General features: G+C 58.7%; 19 protein-coding genes and 1 pseudogene. 9 read left to right on the top strand and 11 right to left on the bottom strand.

The features are described 5' to 3' along the window. Positions 1–208 precede the first annotated feature (208 nt). The 3 genes and pseudogenes from XI03_RS21555 to XI03_RS21565 all read left to right on the top strand — a co-directional run bounded on the left by XI03_RS21555 (position 209) and on the right by XI03_RS21565 (position 1,963). Positions 209–442, top strand: a complete 234-nt coding sequence (locus XI03_RS21555) for a hypothetical protein (protein WP_271593252.1) — start codon at positions 209–211, stop codon at positions 440–442. A 449-nt stretch (positions 443–891) separates the two neighbouring features. Further along, positions 892–1,079: pseudogene (locus XI03_RS21560) on the top strand (ATP dependent DNA ligase); the annotation flags it as partial. A gap of 407 nt (positions 1,080–1,486) precedes the next feature. Beyond that, positions 1,487–1,963 carry an Lrp/AsnC family transcriptional regulator gene (locus XI03_RS21565; RefSeq protein ID WP_225185018.1) on the top strand — a complete coding sequence of 159 codons (477 nt, stop codon included), beginning with the start codon at positions 1,487–1,489 and terminating at the stop codon, positions 1,961–1,963. A gap of 237 nt (positions 1,964–2,200) precedes the next feature. Here the strand turns inward: XI03_RS21565 and XI03_RS21570 are convergent, their stop codons facing one another. Further along, a complete protein-coding gene (locus XI03_RS21570) occupies positions 2,201–2,533 on the bottom strand; it encodes a hypothetical protein (protein WP_271593253.1) in 333 nt (110 codons plus the stop codon). A gap of 355 nt (positions 2,534–2,888) precedes the next feature. Here XI03_RS21570 and XI03_RS21575 point away from each other — a divergent pair, with 355 nt between their 5' ends. Further along, on the top strand, positions 2,889–3,149 hold the full coding sequence (locus XI03_RS21575) for a hypothetical protein (RefSeq protein WP_271593254.1): 261 nt from the start codon (positions 2,889–2,891) through the stop codon (positions 3,147–3,149). A gap of 1,549 nt (positions 3,150–4,698) precedes the next feature. Here XI03_RS21575 and XI03_RS21580 read toward each other — a convergent pair. Further along, positions 4,699–5,103: a hypothetical protein gene (locus XI03_RS21580; protein WP_271593255.1), complete on the bottom strand. Its 405-nt coding sequence runs from the start codon at positions 5,101–5,103 to the stop codon at positions 4,699–4,701. Between the two features lie 1,014 nt (positions 5,104–6,117). Beyond that, positions 6,118–7,011 (bottom strand): TauD/TfdA dioxygenase family protein, encoded by an 894-nt coding sequence (locus XI03_RS21590; protein ID WP_271593257.1) that lies wholly within the window; start codon positions 7,009–7,011, stop codon positions 6,118–6,120. A 1,206-nt stretch (positions 7,012–8,217) separates the two neighbouring features. On the opposite strand from XI03_RS21590, the gene XI03_RS21595 reads away from it, so the two are divergent. Then, a complete protein-coding gene (locus tag XI03_RS21595; protein WP_271593258.1) occupies positions 8,218–9,708 on the top strand; it encodes an NAD-dependent succinate-semialdehyde dehydrogenase in 1,491 nt (496 codons plus the stop codon). A 108-nt stretch (positions 9,709–9,816) separates the two neighbouring features. On the opposite strand, the gene panC is transcribed toward XI03_RS21595, so the two are convergent. The 4 genes from panC to XI03_RS21615 form a co-directional block, all read right to left on the bottom strand. Then, positions 9,817–10,665: a pantoate--beta-alanine ligase gene (gene panC / locus XI03_RS21600; protein WP_271593259.1), complete on the bottom strand. Its 849-nt coding sequence runs from the start codon at positions 10,663–10,665 to the stop codon at positions 9,817–9,819. Positions 10,666–10,675: 10 nt separating this feature from the next. Then, on the bottom strand, positions 10,676–11,548 hold the full coding sequence (panB, locus tag XI03_RS21605; protein WP_271593260.1) for a 3-methyl-2-oxobutanoate hydroxymethyltransferase: 873 nt from the start codon (positions 11,546–11,548) through the stop codon (positions 10,676–10,678). A gap of 678 nt (positions 11,549–12,226) precedes the next feature. Beyond that, entirely contained in the window at positions 12,227–12,418 is a 192-nt protein-coding gene (locus XI03_RS21610; protein WP_271593261.1) for a hypothetical protein, read from the bottom strand. Positions 12,419–12,821: 403 nt separating this feature from the next. Continuing rightward, positions 12,822–13,631 (bottom strand): hypothetical protein, encoded by an 810-nt coding sequence (locus XI03_RS21615; RefSeq protein ID WP_271593262.1) that lies wholly within the window; start codon positions 13,629–13,631, stop codon positions 12,822–12,824. A 154-nt stretch (positions 13,632–13,785) separates the two neighbouring features. On the opposite strand from XI03_RS21615, the gene XI03_RS21620 reads away from it, so the two are divergent. Continuing rightward, positions 13,786–14,097, top strand: coding sequence for a hypothetical protein (locus tag XI03_RS21620; RefSeq protein WP_271593263.1), 312 nt, complete (start codon positions 13,786–13,788; stop codon positions 14,095–14,097). 49 nt (positions 14,098–14,146) lie between these two features. Here the strand turns inward: XI03_RS21620 and XI03_RS21625 are convergent, their stop codons facing one another. After that, positions 14,147–14,893, bottom strand: coding sequence for a hypothetical protein (locus XI03_RS21625; RefSeq protein WP_271593264.1), 747 nt, complete (start codon positions 14,891–14,893; stop codon positions 14,147–14,149). A 355-nt stretch (positions 14,894–15,248) separates the two neighbouring features. Here XI03_RS21625 and XI03_RS21630 point away from each other — a divergent pair, with 355 nt between their 5' ends. The 3 genes from XI03_RS21630 (at position 15,249) to XI03_RS21640 (ending at position 16,448) form a co-directional block, all read left to right on the top strand. After that, entirely contained in the window at positions 15,249–15,620 is a 372-nt protein-coding gene (locus XI03_RS21630; RefSeq protein WP_271593265.1) for a hypothetical protein, read from the top strand. A 338-nt stretch (positions 15,621–15,958) separates the two neighbouring features. Beyond that, complete coding sequence (locus XI03_RS21635) at positions 15,959–16,243, top strand: hypothetical protein (protein WP_271593266.1); 285 nt, start codon at positions 15,959–15,961, stop codon at positions 16,241–16,243. Next, positions 16,230–16,448: a hypothetical protein gene (locus XI03_RS21640; protein WP_271593267.1), complete on the top strand. Its 219-nt coding sequence runs from the start codon at positions 16,230–16,232 to the stop codon at positions 16,446–16,448. Before XI03_RS21635 ends, XI03_RS21640 begins: the two co-directional genes overlap by 14 nt. Before the next feature lie 316 nt (positions 16,449–16,764). Here the strand turns inward: XI03_RS21640 and XI03_RS21645 are convergent, their stop codons facing one another. The 3 genes from XI03_RS21645 to XI03_RS21660 form a co-directional block, all read right to left on the bottom strand. Continuing rightward, positions 16,765–16,908: a hypothetical protein gene (locus XI03_RS21645; protein WP_271593268.1), complete on the bottom strand. Its 144-nt coding sequence runs from the start codon at positions 16,906–16,908 to the stop codon at positions 16,765–16,767. An 820-nt stretch (positions 16,909–17,728) separates the two neighbouring features. Continuing rightward, positions 17,729–18,043, bottom strand: coding sequence for a hypothetical protein (locus XI03_RS21650; protein ID WP_271593269.1), 315 nt, complete (start codon positions 18,041–18,043; stop codon positions 17,729–17,731). Between the two features lie 287 nt (positions 18,044–18,330). Then, the gene (locus XI03_RS21660) at positions 18,331–18,822 is read right to left on the bottom strand and encodes a hypothetical protein (protein WP_271593327.1); all 492 of its coding nucleotides are present in this window, start codon (positions 18,820–18,822) and stop codon (positions 18,331–18,333) included. Positions 18,823–18,824 lie beyond the last annotated feature (2 nt).

The raw sequence follows: 18,824 nt of genomic DNA on the forward strand, positions 1-18,824 counted from the left end.
ACCCAGGCCCTGGAGGTGCAAAATGTCGAATCTGACAAGGTCAGCGCGCCTGTTATGGTGAGCCTTACTCTCAACGTGATCTGACCATGCCGATCAGGCGAGGCGCGAAATAAAACCCTCCGCCGACGGCGTAGCAAAGACGATCTGCGTGCCGCCCGAGGCGATCTTCGCGAACGTTCCGCCGCCGCCGGCCATCAAGCATTCCAGGATGGCCGATCTGGAGGGAATCTTCGAGCAAGGTGGAGCTAAGGTCGCCATAGGGCTGGTGGAGAAGATCGCGACTCGATTTGGAGGCACGACGGCGAATCTCCAGTCCGGGTACGAAGGCGCAGTGGCCGTCAAGTTGCGTATCGGCATGTCTGAGCATAGAGAGTTTCCGCCGGCCGCACTGTCGAGCTTCTTTCCAAAGCCCGGCTCCAGAAGAATACGGTTATGTACCTGATCAACTCCGTGGCAGCGGCTCGCTCTATCGAAACCTTTGCGTCGACTCGAACGATGCCGCGTTCAAGGTCGAAGCGAAGGGGTCGGCGTCGGTACGGCCGACGGAAGCTTCAAGGCCGCCAACGAAGCCGGCGCTGGCGTGACCTACGAGGGAGCGCGCGCGGCGCCGTTCGGCGTAGAGCTTCTGAAGCCAGGACTGACAGATGCCATCTCCTGCAGGGCATGGGAGATCGTGCCGGCCTCGACGTCGCGCGATCCGCGACTTCTCGACGGCCTCGATCGGCTGTTGGTGCGCCGTGCCGTCTCTCGTCTACTCGTCTAGTCGACTGCCGTCGCTTCGCCGATCGGCGCGTTCGTCGGTTCGGTTTCCTCGGTTGGTCGCCGAAATCGACATCACCAAGAGCGCGAGGCTGAGCGACTATTTCGGAGAGAAGCCGCCGATGGCCAACAAGAACGTCGGCCGCTGACCTGCAGAAGTGACTGAAGCCTCTCATCCGGAAGACGCCGCCCTATGCCAAACGCATCTCGCAGAGGGGGATTGGGGTCGCGCCGAAGCTGCTGGCCGAGATCGAGTACCGGGCCAAGTCGGCGGAGGAAAAGGTCCGACATCCATTTTCAATGGGCTGCGCGAGGACCCGGACGGCGCTGCGCGTTTCGCAGCGGGATGCCGCGGTATTCCGGGCCCGATACCAGTGCGTTTGATTGGCTGCTGGCTATTCTCGACCCGATAGGAGGGGAGGTGGAATTCACCTTGGCTTCGGCGTGATCGCCAGCCCACTATTCAAGACGCTGGCCGAGACCACCGAATGCGCAAGCAATGACGCTGGTACCGCGGTCGTGCCCATCCTGGCCGAGCTTTCGCGTGGCCTGGCGGTGCACCATTTACCCTCGCCCCTTTTATTGGCCGGTTACTCAGAAAATCGGCATGGATCGGCCCCCCCGGTCATTAGTTGAAACTAACCCTGAACCTGGGTTACCCTTGCGAGGATTTCCTGCACCGTGAACCTATTTCGCGGTGAAATTCACCTCTAGGTTGGGGCCGATTATGCATTACGATCGGATAGATGCCCGCATCCTCGAGATCGTCCAAAAAAACAACCGTGTGACTTCCGAGGAAGTCGGCGAACTGGCTGGGCTTTCTGCCACCGCATGTCAGCGCCGACTGAAGAGGCTCCGTTCCGAAGGTATTATCGAGGCCGATATCTCCATCGTTTCCCCGAAGGCGGTGGGCAGACCTATTCAAATGCTTGTGCTTGTGACTCTTGAGCGGGAGCGTGCAGATATAATCGACAGGTTCAAGAAGGCGGTTAAGTCGTCATGTGAAGTCGTCAACGGCTTCTACGTCACAGGCGATGCTGACTTTGTCCTGTACGTTACCGCCTGCACCATGGAGGATTATGAGGACTTCACCCGGAAGTTTTTCTACGTGAACCCTGACATAAAGGGCTTCAAGACGATGGTCGTATTGGATCGCATAAAAGCGGGCTTTGCTATTCCAATCGAGATGCCCCCGGAGGATTGATCGAGGATCCGGCTTTATGAGCGCGGATCGATGCCTTTACCTCTCTTCGCCAGCGCGAAGGAGGCGCAGGACCATCATCTCGGCCGGTCGAAGTCTCGCATGGCTGACGCGCAACAAGCAAAATGGATGCTAACAATCGCGTCTCTCAACGTCGGTCGGAGTCTGGCTCGGAGGTCAGCGGCGCCCCCCGACCGAGACTGGTCCTTCCGGTGGGCTGGATCGTTCCCTTTGCCGACCTCAAAATGGGACGAGGTGCAGGCGCAGGAGGAGCCGGGGTACAGACGCAGCGAACGGTCGGTTCTGCAAAGACACAATCTTCGCGGTCAATGCCTCTCTCTGATCCGCCACCCGTTTCAGATCGGCTTGCTGCGTGCTGATGTTGCGATTGAGCTCTGCAATTTCATCAATTGCCTGTCGTTGCCCAGATCGAATCTCCGGGAGAGCTTCCCTGCCTTCAGGTGCTAACAGCGGCGCGTGAACAGGTTCACGCGTTGGCTGCGTCGCGAAAACTGCTTCGATGTTTATCCAAAAATAGGCTGGTAAGGTGCACAGACTGATCGAGACGACCACGAGCGCGAGAATCCAAGGAAAACCTCTTCGTCAGGGCGGCAGCTCCGAGCCACTCGTTTGATTGATCACATCTATTGTCCGCCAGTCTTGCCGATTCGTACTGGCTATTCTCGTTCACCTGATAACCGGCGAGGGTCAAGAGCCCAGATGAGGTGCGGTCGCCGACAGCGTGGTTTTACGCAGGTTTTGGCGATCAATCAGATTCGCGTCAGTGGGTCGCGCCCCGGCGTAGCGATGGCCGGTCAGTCATCCAGGAGCTTTGCAGCCAGGCCAGAGAGCCTGGCGCCCCGCAATGCGACGCTATGCTCGAGAACACGGTTGATACTGATCCATTGCTCGCGGCAGAGAGACCAAGATGTTGCTTCTCAACACGCGTCCCGATCACCGCGTTTGTCTGGAACTCTGTGATGCGGACACACTGAGTGTCACCGCCCTCGAACTCGGGCGCTTTCTTACACATCGCGAAGGCCACAAGGAAACGCGGCTAGTGTCGTTACCAGGTTTTGCTCGTGAGATCGGCGTGGGTTCGATCTACCTCAAGGATGAGGGGTCATCGATTCGATGTGGCAGCTTCAAGGCCTTGGGCGGGGCTCTTATGCTGTGCTTCGGCTGTTGAGGAAGCAACGCGATGGCTCGGCCACAACGTTGATGTGTCGAGCTGCGATCTCCTGAAGCGAAAGCCATAGTTCAGCAAATGACAGTATCGTGCGCCACGGAGGGCAATCACGGTAGTGCCGCAAAGGTGCTCAGCTCGTTGGGGCAAAGTGCGCCATGTTTGTTCATTAAGGTCTCAGCGATGAGCGAATGACTACGATCGCCCGCTTTGGTGCGACCAAAAGCGCGATCCACCTAAATCAACGCAAATGCGAGTAGGCTCGAGCAGAACAACGCGATGCCTGCAGCAGTCAGCGGCGCCAGGCCACCTCAGACCCAAAGCACATTCGTACATGAATGCCCTCGATCATTCCTGCCGGTCTGACAGCTCCATTGAGTGTTCTGCAACCATTAATGCATGCTTCCTGCTATTGTCCCTGACGTACTGCATTTTTTCGGCGCATCTAGGTTACAGTTCGCCGACCTGCGGCGAATAGAGAGGCTATCGAGTTGTCGGCGCTCTTCTCGTGCCCTCGAGATATTGCGTCTCGAGCTGGCAGGTGTGAGCGGCTTCATAATTTCACTAGCGGTCATTTCAGGTAGTTTTCAAAATGCGCGGTCTTCTGATCCTCTTCACGGCCTTTGCCATCATGCTAGCGACACGCGGCCAGCACAAAAGCGGCTTCGAGCCGCTCCCGACCAGCCCGATGCCCTCCGTAAATGTTCCCTAGCCCACGCGCTTGGCCCATCCGCAGATGGTTACACTTCATCGAAATTCAGGAAGCCTCGTAACACCTGTCAAACTTAGCCTTTCGATCTGCACAGCAGTCATCGTAGCAAGCACGTCTTCTGCCCTTGCGTGGGGGCAGCTCGCGCCATTCGGTCATTGCGTTGGCGCAGCCACAACCGCACCCGCCACGCAAGACAAACTCAAGGAGCTCATAGGCCCCTCTTTGGTCACTGTCTCAAATTGGGCCGATGACCACAAATTCATGCCGGGAGGGAAGAGCACCTATCGGTGGCATTTCGCCGACATTGACATTGAAGGGCTGCATACGACGTACCGCTGGATTGCACGGCTCAGAACGCCAGGGTAGCTGCATCGTCCGAGGCTCACCGGCCGCGATCGCCACTTTTAAGGACAATCCTCGCAGCAGGGAGGACAGGTTACGGACGTTCGAAATCGTCGTCCCCTTGCGGGCGATCTCGGGTTGGTTTGCGGGCGTATTCTTGGGGCAGCTACGCGGACGCGCTTGCTGCCAATCCATTGCCGACAATGGAGCCTCCGCCATATCATGAGGCAAGGATGATTGTCCGGGCAAGCGACACGCATGCCGTGGGCTTAAAGACCTATCAGCTCCCGCCGCCGCGTACGCAACGATCCAAGCCATGGCGTGGAGATCGGAAACGTCTACGCTCTCGCCATCACATCGGACGTCGATCGCGCACTGGTTAAATGAGCAGCGCGGCTCAAAGCCATTCTCCATCATGCGCTTGGAGGTTCGTTAGAGCGGACCTTCAGGATGTCTTCTGGAGGAATCGTCGGGAAGGTCGGGTTGGCCGGCAAAATGCTAAGTCCGACCTGCACCTCGTTCGCGGGCGGCGCGTCGCCGCTGGAGGCGTAAGCTTCGTCGCGAAGCGCTTTGCTCTGGGAGCCTCGGTATCGACACCGACGGCGCGGTTGACTTGCAAGGAGCCTCCTGGGTCAGAGGCCCTGGACGACGCGAGCGGCCTTCCATGAAGTCCAGAATTACCCGCCCCTTCGCGGTGATGCGCCACCCGCCATTTAGACGCTCAACCAGCTTTTGCGAGAATATGTCCAGATCGGGCACGTGCGCGGCCAATCGCTTGGTTCGATCGGCCCAATCGCGTCCGCTGGTCGCAAGGAGTGCCATGTCGCGTTTGAGATCCGCCATTACCGCGAAGCCATCCGGATAGCTTACCAGGATCTTCAGAACTGTGACCTGGAAGTTCACGTCCCCATGCCTTTCGCCACTATTGCCGCATCGTCGGCGGCTCCGTGAGAGCCTCACGTCCGATCTGCCTGAGGCGCTCGTGGGACGCGTACCCTCCGCTGGCGGCTTCCAGAACTTTCGAGGCAACATGGGCCCGGGCGCCCGTGTTTTGAGTGGCAATGTGCCCGCAAATCTCACCGAGGACGGCGCGCACAAGAGCGGTGGTTGCGGGATTAAGCATAGGGTCCCCAGGGAAAACCTATCTGGCGAATTCACTCTGGTCCAAAATTCAAGATGTTGAACGTCCCAAGCGCTGTGGAGATTGTAATTTCAAAGTCTGCGCTTGGCAAACCCGGAGACCCCCAAGCACTGCAGTGCAGTCTCGCTCAGGACCTACCCACTCCTCAAACCTAACGTTGAGGACGCGACCAAGCCATCTCCGATGCGAAAACCGAAAGTTTCTCCTCGCAGCATTCACAATGTCCGACTGGCGCTACGCACACGCGGCTCGAGCTTGGACGTCGCTGCGGGATCGCGATCAAGGCATCCGCGATGTGCCCCCGGTACGCCGTTCTACGTATGGCCGCGTCCTAGCTGATCGTGACGATGATCCACCCCTCCAGCCCTCCTAGAGAATGTGGTGGCCCGCGGACAGGTCCATGTCGGACTTTTAATATCGAACCTGAGAGTTGCAAATCGGCTATTTCACCCGCCAGAAGCCGCAATTGTGCGTTCAAGAGCTGAAACTTGAAGCAATCACTCGTGATGGCCGCCCCCCTGCTGCGAGTGAGACGCTTCTCCGGATTCGATAGAAGCGAGCGCGCCTGGAATGAATGACCAGTGTGGCTGCCGACACCGCTCCTGCGCGCAAGACGGGAAGGACAAATTCCGCGTCTCATGTCGGCGCCGCCCGGTCGCACACGTCGACCAAAGAGACCTAATTCTTCTCAAATAGTCAGCAAGCGATTTCGGCGCGCCGGGGCTCGCTCGATATATGAGAGGCCGGCTGAGGCTGATCGCAAGCGTCGCCCAGAATCAGGCAGCCCTCGCTGCGTGAGGCTTCGGCAGCATACTCCGCTTCCCGTCCCGATGACCATTCACGCTGACCGGCAGATCACGAGCGAGATTGTCACGAGTGCCCCTCTGCATGTCCTGGATCGTGTAGTAGTGAGCTGCACGGGAATCCCAAATCGCCACATCTCCGGCCCGCCAGCTCCACCTAAGCGAATTTTGCGGCGCAGTGATATAGGAGTGGAGCAGATGAAAGAGCTTCTGGCCCGTATCCTTCTGTAATCCGACGAATCGGTCTACGACATTACCAATGGCAAGAAAGCGTTCACCCGTCAGGGGATGGATTCTCACCACCGGATGGTCGACTTCAAAGCCTCTTTGAGCGAGCTGCTCGTTCGGAAACTTTGTGTTCGCCTCGGCATCGCCTGATTGCAGGCCGTCCGCAGGCTCATCACGATGAATAGCCCACAGCTCGTCAGCCAGCTTACGCAGGGGCAGCGGAAGGTCGAGATAGGCAGCTCGCATGTTCGACCAGGCCGTCTCGTGGCTGCCGGGTGCGATCGTCCCGGACCGTAGAAGGCAGAGGCCTGAATCGACATGATGAATGATATTCGCAGACCGATGGTCACATGAGGCATATGCGACGGTCGCCAGCGGGACGGAAGGCGCGAGCGAGGGTTGCGAGCCCACGTTGCCGAGCATAGCCACCAAGCGGTCTTGTTCGGCCTCGTCAAGATGCGTCTGGTCACGGAAGAAGATGACTTGCCGCTCATGCAGGACTTGTCGAATGGCACAGAGAACGTCCTGCGACATTTCGGAAGAAAGTTTGACATTCACAATCTCGGCACCGAGCCGGGGCGCCCGCCTGACGACGTTTGTCCGCGGAATGAACGCATCAACGATTTTCGTATTTCGCATCGTTCTATCCTCATCCTATGATCCGGTAGAGCAACACTCCGCCATCGCCGGTCGCTTGAGCGATCGTCGATTTGGCGCTTCGTGGTCCAATCGAAAAAGTTTCTTCTTGAGCAAGGCCGCCCGCAGGGACTCTACTACGGCATGATGACTTCGCTCTGACGTTGAAAATGTAGGAGCCATCTTCGCTCAGTCAATGAAACGAATTCGTCTTTGTTTCTAATGAGCCGGAATCTTTCCTTCGCGAACACAGCCGCCACGGCAATATCTTTGGAGGTAGCGAGAACCGCCCGGTTGGCGGCCTCCTGCCAAAGTCACGACGGTGTTCATTCCTTCTCTGGCTGACAACGTCCCAAAACGAACTCCGCCGCAGAATGACCTAGGCTACGGATACACTGATACAGCTTTATGACGAGGTACGGGCGATCTCATCACATTGCATATCAAGGCCACTCTCAGTCCGTGTCAGTCGTGCTTCCAGTTGGCAGGTGTCAATTTAGACAAGACTCGCTACGCACACGAGAATGCCATGATGCGCGACCACACACCAAAGGCTGTGATTGAGTGGCTGAGAACTCGGAGACGGTGGATGCCGATGATTTGTGGCGCGCAACCCTGTCAGGTCATTCAGCTTATGGGCAATCGTATCAAGTCACCCAGCAATTCTGCTCCAAAGAAGCGTCCTCCAGTGCAATTCTGCTGCGGGTAAAACCGACACCAGCGGGCGCGAATCGCAGCTTCGCTCATTCAGCCTTTCAACGACTTTGTCCGACACACGAATCTGTCTGCGCTGTCGCCACACGCAAATGGTGCTAATTCGGGGCGTGCAGATTGATTTTCCCTGAAGCCGACGCCGCCACGCGATGGCGAACGACTACTGATGCCCTTAATTGAACAGCGCCCGAGCTCGACCCTTCAGCTACGAAATGTTGCGTTGGCGCAGTTGCTGCGAGCTTTGCTGTATTCGCGCACAAAAGCTGCAAGATCTCCCAGCGAACGCCGCCAATACTCGTGAGGAAATGAGTATGCGATGGGTGCTTGCACGAATTCACGACGTTCCGTGCAAGATTGGAGTTGCCGCGGGTTCATCGACTTGCTGCAGCCCCTGGCCCTTTGGGGCGTTTCCTCCCTGACTTGGCCGCGCGGCATGTCGCGCGGCCATTTTTCTAGAGCCCCGATTGAATCCACGATTCGCTCAGGACCAACGCCATGACCCCGACGGCCGCCGCACGTACCCAACACACCTCCGCCTTGCACAACCGCCTTAAGGATCCGTCGCTGCTGCGGGACGCCTGCTATATCGATGGCACCTGGGTTGGATCGCCTTCACGCGCGGTCACCAACCCCGTCGACGGCGTGGAACTTGCCAAGATCCCGGTGATGAGCGCCGCCGAGACGACGCAAGCAGTCGAAGCCGCCGCACGCGCCTTCCCCGGCTGGGCCAAGTTGACGGCCAAGCAGCGCTCCAACATTTTGCGCAAATGGTTCGAACTGATCGCCGCGAACCGCGAGGACATCGCGCTGATCCTGACCTCCGAACAGGGCAAACCGCTCACCGAGGCGCTCGGTGAAGTCGATATTGGCAGCGCCTATGTTGAGTTCTTCGCCGAGGAAGCGCGCCGCGTCTATGGCGAGACGATTCCAACGCAGCGTGCCGATGCGCGGCTGCTCGCGATCAAGCAGCCGATCGGCGTTTGCGGCGCCATTACGCCGTGGAATTTCCCTTGCTCGATGATCACCCGCAAGGTGTCACCGGCACTCGCCGCTGGCTGCACCGTGGTGCTCAAGCCCGCCAACGAAACCCCTCTCACCGCGCTGGCGCTGGTTGCTCTAGCCGAAAGAGCCGGCGTCCCGAGAGGCGTTTTCAACATTCTCACCGGCAATTCGTCGGCGATCGGCAAGGTTCTATGCGAGCATCCTGCGGTGCGCTTTATCGGCTTCACCGGCTCGACCGAAGTCGGCAAGATCCTCTATCAGCAGGCTTCCGCGGGCGTGAAGAAGCTTGGCCTCGAGCTCGGCGGCAACGCGCCGTTCATCGTGTTCGACGATGCCGATGTTGATGCCGCGGTAGAGGGCGCCATGGTCTCGAAATACCGGAACATGGGCCAGACCTGCGTCTGCGCCAACCGCATCTACGCCCAGGACAAGATCTACGACGAATTCGTCGATAAGCTGTCAAGGAAGGTCGCCGCGATGAAAATCGGCAACGGCACGGAAGACGGCGTCACACAGGGACCACTGATCAACATGGAAGCCGTTGACAAGGTCGAGAAGCATATCGCGGACGCGGTGAAAGGTGGCGCGAGGATCGTGACGGGCGGCAAGCGTCACGCGCTTGGCGGCAGCTTCTTCCAGCCGACCGTGCTCGCCAATGTCAGGCCTGACGCTCTCGTTGCACGCGAGGAGACCTTCGGGCCGCTTGCGCCGGTATTCCGTTTCAAGGACGAAGCCGACGTGATCGAGCTGTGCAACGCCTCGCCGTTTGGTCTGGCTTCCTACTTCTACTCGCGTGATATCGGCCGGGTCTGGCGTGTCGCAGAGGCGCTGGAATCTGGCATGGTCGGCGTCAACACCGGTCTGATCACGACCGAGGTGGCGCCGTTCGGAGGTGTCAAGGAAAGCGGCCTCGGCCGTGAAGGTTCCCACCACGGCATGGAAGAGTACGTTGAGATCAAGTACGTTATGATGTCGGGGCTCTGAACCTACTGGTGCAATGGGTCTACATGTGTTGTGACCCATCGAGGTATGGCCCACTGCGCTACCCGACATCATCTCTGGCGAACAATCGCTGGGGACGGCTTTTGGAGCTCACGCCGGCAGCGGCAATACCATATTGTCGATCAGCCGCGTTGAGCCGACGTAGGCAGCTACACAAAGTGCCGCGGTGGTCCTCAAAGGATTCTCGGCAGGTTTCAGGTCAACGGAATCAACCAGATCGAGGTACTCAAGCTGGTCGACGGCTGCCAAATGCTGTTTTGCGGTCGCCAGCAGTCGCCTCACGTCTCGTTCTCCTGAGTTAAACTGCTCGGCCGCGGCGAATAGGCCGCGACTGATGGCGAGAGCCCGCTCACGCTCTTGCTGGTTGAGATAACGATTGCGGCTACTCAAGGCCAACCCGTCAGCTTCCCGCACGGTTGGTACGATGATAATCTCTATTGGAAGATTGAGGTCAACTGACATGCGGCGTACGACCGCGCACTGCTGGAAGTCCTTTTGCCCGAAAAAGGCAAAATCTGGCTGTACCATGTTGAACAGCTTGCAGACGACAGTGGCAACACCACGGAAATGTCCCGGTCTGAATGCGCCGCAGAGTGGTTTTGCGAGCTCGCCTGGCTCAACAAACGTTTGAAATTGAGCCGGATAGATTTCCTTTGCATCCGGAGCAAAGAGGATGGCAATCCCGGCATCTCTGCACAATTTTTCATCGCGCAGGAAATCGCGTGGATAGGTGCCGAGATCCTCGTTTGGACCAAACTGAGTAGGGTTGACAAAGATGCTCACGACACTGACATCACTCTGCGCGTTGCTTGCTTCGATGAGGGCGAGGTGCCCGTCGTGCAGATAGCCCATTGTCGGAACGAAGCCGACCCGCTTGCCGGACTTACGAATTTCAATGAGCGCCTGCCGAAGCTCCGCGCCTGTCCTGATGGTTTGCATTTGAATGCTCTCACGTCTGACTGAAGGGCGTCCATTGTGCGATCACGTCGCCAAGACCTTCGGGGAGCGGATAGGATTCTTCCGCGCTCGGAAATGAACCGTCTCGAACATCGCTGGCCCAGCGCGAGAGCGCGTCTTTCAACAGCCCAAACCCGTCTGCATAGGTTCGAACGAATTTGGGACGGTGACCTGCGGTGAGCCCCAACACATCGTGGAATACCAGCACCTGGCCGGAACAGAAGGGGCCCGCGCCGATTCCAATCGTTGGAATCATGAGAGTTTCGGTTGCCCGCGCCGCGAGCTCGGCTGGAATGCCCTCGAGGACGAGAGCGAAGCATCCGGCTTCCTGCAAACTGTGGGCGTCCTCCAGCAAGCGCAACGCGTCATCCGCAGTTCTTGCCTGCACCTTGAAACCGCCCATGACGTTGACGCTTTGCGGAGTTAGACCGAGATGGCCCATGACGGGAATTTCGCAATCCACCAGCGCGCGGACCATTTCGAGGCGCCTGGCACCACCTTCGAGCTTCACAGCGTCGGCGCCCCGCTGCAGGAAGCCACCAGCATTTCGGATCGTCTCCTCTGGGCTGAGGTGAAAGCTGAGATATGGCATATCCGCCACGACCAGAGCACGAGGCCGCGTGCGAGCAACTGCTTCCAGATGGTGGTTCATCATGGCCATGCTGACCGGCAGCGTGTTGTCGAACCCAAGACAGACGTTGCCAACGCTATCTCCCACCAGCACGATATCAACGAGCGGGTCGGCGATGCGGGCCGACACGGCGTCGTAAGCGGTGGTCATCACGATACGACGACCTTCCTGTTTCCAGCGTCGCAGAAGTGGAATCGTGACTTTTTCTATCCTCGGCTGCAGAACGTGACTCATTCTTTGCAAATCCTGTCTTTCGCTGCGCCGCGCTGGACTGAGCGGCCGCACGGAGGAGCGACAGAACACATCCAAAAGGGAAGGGGGGCTTCCCACCTGCAGACAATGCAGGCCGCCGAATGATTTCGGCAAGCGGCGCGTCATCGGCCCGACTGCTATTTTGTCGGGGAGTCCTTCGTGCCCCAGGATGTGTGCGAATTATGAAGCGCGCTCTGCAACAACACAAAGAGAGCTCTATTCGCGTCATAGCTCGCAGCGGGTCGGCTTCTCCTTGATCCCGTCATGACCAGTGCACCGCTAGTCGTGCAGATGGTCCAACGCCACCCTCGCCCATAACGTTTTACGAGGATATCGTAAACCAGAAATCGATCAGGCATCGTCTCAGACCCCAAATTCTCCCCAATCGGAGTACACGGTTGGATCGCGTTCAAGCTCCGCGGCGCCTCAACCTCGCGATTGGCCCGGCGAATCCGACAATTACGAACCAGCGCTACCAGATCATACATCGGCGCAGGCATCCACTGGCTACGCCGCAGCCCAACGTCACGCAAAACAAGATTGCCAGCTGCACCTCTTCGGTAACCCGTTCAGGCTTTGCAGAGTTGACGAAGTTGTGAGCTCGCGCCGCAAGATAGGGAATGCGGCCTTGCGCGTCTGAATGGAAAGCCAAGGAACGTATCAGGTGGTCTCTTGATCCGCCGCAGGCAACGCCATCAGGCAAAACGGCATCCAAGCAAGGAAAAGCGGTAAGAAGAAGAGAGGTGCAAGCGAGCCTTCGAGGGCCATTGGGGAAGTCCCCTCGCCTCTCATTTTTGCCACCGGATGCCGATTGGCCTTGAAAGCCTGGAAATCAATGATAGTCGCTGACATCTCTCTAGCCTGGCGCTTCCCCTTCTCGTGGTCCGACACAGTCAAGACCGGCTCTGCTTTTAGCTCTTGATCACGTCACGCGCTTGTAAGCCCACCAACGCTAAGCTAACTCGCGACCAAGGTAGCCACTTGCGGTCGGCCAGCTGCCGCGCCCTCAGGCGATCGGCGCATTTTCTCGAGCAAAGAGCGGTTCGCCAACAGTAATAACGGATTAGTCCAAATCTTCCTCCGCAGATCGCGCAGCATCGAGCTGAACCGTGGCGGGAATTATCGAAGTCGTTGCGCATTCTCGCCTCCTGTCGAAGCAGTGCTTTACAAACTTTCCACTTGGTTGATCGCCCGTCTTGCTTGCGAGACGGCTGCAACGAAGTTGGGGCAGCGTGTACAGCCCACTCGGCCCGCATCACCTCGTTTCCAGCGCAGCTCGATATCTCATTGGCAACGCTGCAGCGGACATCAACAATTTTACTCTCCGTTGACTCCCGATTGATGCAATAAAGGGGTTGGCTACGAACAAATCCTGCGCTTTTTGGCGCATCATCAATGGATTTAGGTCTACTTGACGGGTTTGGCGTATGTAAACGCGCCGCGCCGTCCCTCGTCCACCTAACAGGTTCATTCGCAGATCCTCTTTGGCCATCGAGATTTGAGCGAATTTCGTCAGATCGCAGAAGCTGCATGGCAACATTCGCCCTCCGATCGCCGTATCGACAACTCCGATTAATCTAACCACCGCAAAGGATACGAGCGCGGTGATCGCAACGATGCGCGAGATTTCATCTAAGGCCGGAAGCGGCAGCCTAATCGTGATCGATACGCTGAACCGCTGTGCAGGTGGCCTCGACGAAAACGCCGCCGGCCCGATGGGCACCATGATGAATGAACTGACCCGCATCGCGGAGGAAGGCCATGAAGAAGGGAAGGCGATGCGCGGTCGCTCCAACGGGCTTATGAGAGCGCCCAAGGCGCCGTCAGCCGGGCCGCGCAAGCTTTCGAGCGGCAGAAGGTCGCCGTCCTTCAGGCAAAGCCCGGGCTGGAACAGTTGGGCATCCCGGTTAACCGGGCCACGGCGGCGCAGGACAAGCTGCGGGCGTCCGTCGATCGCGCTAACGCCGCGCTCGAACGGCAGCCGGGCCTTGCGCGCCCGGCGATGCGCGCCGCTGGACGCGGCGATGCGAATGCCGCCATGCTCGCCGGTCCGGGCATTCTTCACGGCACGAAGGAAGCGGCCAAGTCCGGCGAGGAAATCCAGTCCGAAATCGTCAAGATGCGCGCCGCCGGCATCCCTGGGCCGAAAGCCTGTCGAAGTTCTCTGCCGACAATCCGACGGCGGCCAAATTGATCGCGGGGGCGCGATCGCCGGCGGCTTGGGCGCCGGCGGCTATGCGACGGTCAGCTTATTTTCCGGCCTGATGAACGGCTTCGGCCTAGGGTGGTCCGCCGTCGCGCTGGACGGGTCCGCCGCAGCGCTCACGGCCGCCGCTGCGGAGCTATCCGCCGCGGCAGGCGTCGGCGCCGCTGCGAAGGGCGCGGCGGCAACTGGCGGCCTTGGCAGCGCCATCTGGACCGCTGGCGTCGCCGCGGCGCCGTGGGTCGCTGGCGGGACCGGCATCCTCGGCGGCCTCTACGCGTTGCACAAGTCCGTCGAGATGCTTGGCGGAGTTGATTGGCGAAAATGAAAGTCCGGGGGCGCGCGGGATCTCTAATCTCTGCAAGGCCGTATCGAAGTCAACATTTCCCTACTCTTCCTTCTAGAACCGTCGTTCTGACGTCAACCGCTGAAATTGCAGCTATTGGCGCATTGAGAGTGCCGGTTTTGGTCTCTGGATGACCACGATAGTAACAATGTGACCGGTCAATTGGAAAATTGAGTGATTGTACGGTCGCGCCCGTATTGGCCTTTAGGTCAAAGATAATATTCTGGCTGCCGCGCTGTGACCCACCAGACCCAGTCCAAGTCCATTGCGCTATGTAATAGGGCTGAGCTCCCCCAATCTCTGTTAAAGACAGCTCAATCTTAAATGCCTTACCCGCGCGGCCGTCGCCTGCTTGAGCGTCAATGTCCGGAGATTTGAAGGATTTGGTCTGAACAGGAACGGGCTTGGCTTGCTGCGCGGGCAAGAGGCGCTCCACAAGCTTGTTGAAGACATTTGTTTTGCAGTCCCCGCTGTCCTTTATTGCCTTCGCGAGGTCTTGCTGAAGGACGCCTTGGGCTTCTTTCGTTTTGTACTCACCAGCTGCCGATACGCCGATGCCGACGATCTTGCTAATCAAGCCGCTCACCCGACCACCCAATGAAGCGATCCATTCGGTCGAGCGGCTGTTTTGTTCCACAGTATAGCAGATGTCAGCCGCCGTTCCGCTGATGAGCTTTAAGGCCTCTCTCTGGGCCGCAAGATCATCTTGAGCTGACGCACTCCCTCGCAGCAACAACGATACGACTGCTATGCCTGCCACTGTAAGTCGGAGGGCCATCCTCGTTCACCACCGGTTATATCTACCAAACAGTGCACGCTGAAGCGTTGTTCTTCAGAGATACTACCTAGACCGCAACAATTTGCAAAATGACAAACAACGTCAATCTACCTGACTTGGCGGAGTGGTAGAATTTCCAGGAGGGGCCATTCCGGGAAAGCCCAGCCTGGCGCTCCCGGAGAACCCCGCTCAGTCTGCAACACGGATCGAGCGGGAAAGAACCGGGTACATTCCCGCGCGCGTCCCGCCTATCGTCCCCGTTGTGTCCCGGTCGCGTCTTCCGCTTGCGTTAAAAGCGGACCGCCGGCAGTTGGAGCTGCCGACGGTCCTAACCTGCAACACGATGGATGAGATCATGCAGCAAGCTGAACAGACCAATATCATTGTCGGACCTTGGGCGCACTCCCTAAGGAAGCTGACGCCGATCGAACAGCTTTGGAAACAGTATCAGGTCACGGCCAGCGAGAAGCGGCGCATCTACGCTCTAGCAGATCAAACTGCCGACGCCGACCCAAACGCGGCCGAAGCTGCCTGCGACGCGGCGAATGACGCTTTAGGGGCCGTCGCTGATGCGATCCTAGCCGCCCCCCTCGCATCAAAAGGGGACGCCGCCATCAAGGCGCAAGTTCTGTTGTCGCGCGGCGCCGATCCGGCGGACCTGCTTCATTACCGGCCGCAAGACCTAACGCGGTTCGTCCGGGAAGTCGGCAGCCTTGCCCAACTGTAGACGCTCGTATGACTGGGGACCGCTCCGAGCGCATGAAGGCACTCAGCAAGCTGGCGATGGGAATCATCCGCCGGTGCGGCGAAAGCTCCTTCATCGATCGCGCTGGCCACCGCTGGCGGCTGTCGGAGGTCCGCCATAACGAATTCCGGCTGACGCTTTCGCGATCGATCGACGAGGAAGACCGGAAGTCGACCCTCGACGTCCGGTCGCCGGCAAGATTGTCCTGCACATCGAATGGACAGCGGCGCAGGTCTTGCGGACCGCGTACAAGGCCGCGATTGGGAAGCGCTCTTGCTTCGCTACGACCGCGCACCGGTGCTTGCTGGGCGTCTCAAAGCATGAAGGCCGAGCTTCCGTATTGGCCGGCAGCGCTGCGGCTGGATCAGGCCGCGAGCTACTGCGGACTGTCGGTCGACACGTTCAAGAAGGTCTGCCCGGTCAAGCCGATCGAGTTCACCCAATCTAGCCGTGGGCATCGTTGGCTGCGCTTGCGCCTTGATGCATGGCTCGAAACGATCGATCCGAAGGATCCTCAGACAGTCAGGGTAAGGCGCCGGATTGGTGACATGCTCGATAAGTCTCCAGAACCGATTACGAGAAGGCGTCGTCGTGAACAAACCTGAAGACGAAAACAATCTGCGCGCCGACGCGGCGCCCGTCCGAGCGAAGCGCGAAACGCGTAATTCTGTCGTCACGCTCGAAGAGCTGCCCCTGTTCGCTGACGAACGATCGTTAACCGAGGCCCTTTTAGGGCCCGGCAAATACACCCATTGGCGCGGCCTCGTTACTCTGCTCGAACGGCGTGGTTCCCTAAAATTGACGGTCTGATGGCCGGTCGATACACGCGTGCCGTCCGCGCCTTCTTCGATCGTGAATACCGCATTCACGGTGCGACCCAAGTATCGGCGCCACATCAGCCTGCCGCCTTAGGCGCATCGTGGAAGAAACGTACGCGCAAGCCGTCGTGATCCGCCGGGGCGTCAGGCTCCACGCATGGCGGGGCGAATGGGACGCGCTGCTTCGGCACGATCGCATTCCGCTGCTGGATGACAGAATGTAGGCGGGTTGGCGCGGCGTGCGAAGGCCGCGCCGATCACAGCGGGCTTAATGGTCCAGCGATACGGACGCAACTTCGCCCAAGCCGTTACAGATCAGCACGTCCGTCCTCTTTTCGCCGATCGGCCAGCTGACCCATACTCTCGATAAGGTCGTCGGCCGAACGCTCCGGGACAAGTACCTTGATCCCGAAGCTGTTGAAGCCGCGCACTAATTCAACCGGAATAGGCATCTATCAATGTCCTTTTTCTGGATGGATGGCCGGTCTATCGCCCCTCGGTTTCCCGGGTGTCTCTCGAAACTTAAGAAGCATAGTTCTTCGGTCTTGGGTCGCGCTTCGCCGCCGAATAACGCGACGCGCAGGGCGCGCATGAATTCCGCAGACTTCTCTGGGCTGGCGACAATGGCAGCTCTGGGTCGGCGACAATGGCAGCGGGTGCGTCCTGCGAAGCCCGGTTCGCGCGCTGCTTCGTCTCAGGATGCACGGGCTTCATAAGTTGCGCTTCGCCGATCAGCATTGCGCGTTGGGCCGCGGTCAAGGCGCCGGATCGTGTTTCTGCGGCATCTCGTCCCAGGGCCTGCGCTGGCTTCGGAAATTCATACCGAGCCCGACCGCGCTTACGATTAAATTCGAACCCAGCGTAGTTACCCTATCGCCAGACGAGACGACAGCCGACACCAGCTTTGTGCGCATGAAGCGATAGCTCGATGTCTAACGGCAAGACCCTAGCGCCGTTGAGGCATATGCCCACGCCATCAGAGGAAAAATCGCGGACGGCACACTGCCGCATACACGCTGCGCTGGAGAACCGGATAAACGCATCTTGGCGGACTCAAGTCCTGTCGCTTCGTCGCCGCTCTTGCATCGATCGCTCGCGTTGGGCGGGACCGCCGCTTCTCGGGCGGCGGCCCCTAGCCGCGAAGGCATCGGTTACGCGATACATCGGCACCCTCACGACTGTATCGAGCATCGAACTCCGCGTTGAAAGCCGCAACACGATCCGATCGTTAAAGTTACCGCAGCGATTGCGTCAGCGCTGTGAAGATATGGCTCAGCCGGATTTGGTCCGTGCAGCAATCTCTTTGACCTTGGTCAAGGTTCTTTCGAATTCCGATCGGAGATACTGCTCGTGCGCGAGGTCTGTTGGCTCGGTCAGAAATGCGACCTTGACAAGGAAGCGGTTCAACAGCGACGCAATTGCAAGATTGTCCGAATGCTGCGAACGCAGTGCCGTGAGTTGCCGACGCATCTCAATGAGATCGAGAGTTTCGCGGTCTGACTGCCTGTTCAAATGAAACTCGCGCCAGAGCCCTACAGTGCAGACGAAGCCGCCGCGACGAGTATATTGGCGCGACGGCTTCGCCACTTGGGGACCCGGACCAAGGGCAATGTCCGGCCAGTGAGAAGCTAACGTTCCGTAGCTTCGCTGCAACCGAACTCTGGAATTAAGCTTGATGTCGCAGTGGCGGGTTAATTCTGGAACAGTCGCACTGGCTATAGCTCTCGTTCCATCGCCGGGTGACTACGGTTCTTCACCTTGATCCAGCGCTTCTGGCGCCCGCCGCAGTACGGTCGATCGCGATGCTTTGAGACCAGCCCCTCAAGGCCCATGCGACAGGCGGCCCGGAATAGCTTGGGGCCCTCTCGCCGCGCTCAAACGGCGCAATGGTGATGCCGTCCGGCCGGCGCGCCAAAAGCTTCTCCAATTTTGGCTTCCGCTGATGCAGCGGCAGATCGCGCAGGTCTCCGGACCGAAACGCGCAATAGCCGACTGAAAAATAGGAATTGACCGATCCGCGTCTCGTAGTCCGTCGGATGGGATGCGATATAGGCGGCGGTCGCATGTACAACTTCCTGAGCAATATCCGTCAAGCTTGCCCCGGCACGCCGGGCCGCGTTAGCGAGGATCGCTTGCGCATCGAATTTTGGCTTGTTTGACGCGACATGTTCGCAGATCTTGTCGGTCTGCACGCCAGCAAGGGCCCAGACCGTGCTGTAGCCGGTCGTAAAGACCACTGTTCTGTCCACCCCTTCGACTTCAGCAATCTTGAACGTGTTATCGCAAGCGATGGTCCAGTTCGCATTGGTGAGGCCAAGACGGCTATCTGCAGCTATGATCAGGCCGGCAACCGTTGAAACGACCAAGA

It is taken from the genome of Bradyrhizobium sp. CCBAU 65884, from assembly GCF_028128835.1.
GTDB lineage: Bacteria > Pseudomonadota > Alphaproteobacteria > Rhizobiales > Xanthobacteraceae > Bradyrhizobium > Bradyrhizobium ottawaense.

What these genes read in the sequence shown, in the direction of transcription:
- XI03_RS21555 (WP_271593252.1), top strand. Translation starts at nt 209, where the DNA reads ATGGCCGATCTGGAGGGAATCTTCGAGCAAGGTGGAGCTAAGGTCGCC.
- XI03_RS21595 (WP_271593258.1), top strand. Translation starts at nt 8,218, where the DNA reads ATGACCCCGACGGCCGCCGCACGTACCCAACACACCTCCGCCTTGCAC.
- XI03_RS21625 (WP_271593264.1), bottom strand. Translation starts at nt 14,893, where the DNA reads ATGGCCCTCCGACTTACAGTGGCAGGCATAGCAGTCGTATCGTTGTTG.
- XI03_RS21575 (WP_271593254.1), top strand. Translation starts at nt 2,889, where the DNA reads ATGTTGCTTCTCAACACGCGTCCCGATCACCGCGTTTGTCTGGAACTC.
- panC (WP_271593259.1), bottom strand. Translation starts at nt 10,665, where the DNA reads ATGCAAACCATCAGGACAGGCGCGGAGCTTCGGCAGGCGCTCATTGAA.
- XI03_RS21635 (WP_271593266.1), top strand. Translation starts at nt 15,959, where the DNA reads ATGAAGGCCGAGCTTCCGTATTGGCCGGCAGCGCTGCGGCTGGATCAG.
- XI03_RS21565 (WP_225185018.1), top strand. Translation starts at nt 1,487, where the DNA reads ATGCATTACGATCGGATAGATGCCCGCATCCTCGAGATCGTCCAAAAA.
- XI03_RS21590 (WP_271593257.1), bottom strand. Translation starts at nt 7,011, where the DNA reads ATGCGAAATACGAAAATCGTTGATGCGTTCATTCCGCGGACAAACGTC.
- panB (WP_271593260.1), bottom strand. Translation starts at nt 11,548, where the DNA reads ATGAGTCACGTTCTGCAGCCGAGGATAGAAAAAGTCACGATTCCACTT.
- XI03_RS21630 (WP_271593265.1), top strand. Translation starts at nt 15,249, where the DNA reads ATGCAGCAAGCTGAACAGACCAATATCATTGTCGGACCTTGGGCGCAC.
- XI03_RS21610 (WP_271593261.1), bottom strand. Translation starts at nt 12,418, where the DNA reads ATGTCAGCGACTATCATTGATTTCCAGGCTTTCAAGGCCAATCGGCAT.
- XI03_RS21645 (WP_271593268.1), bottom strand. Translation starts at nt 16,908, where the DNA reads ATGCCTATTCCGGTTGAATTAGTGCGCGGCTTCAACAGCTTCGGGATC.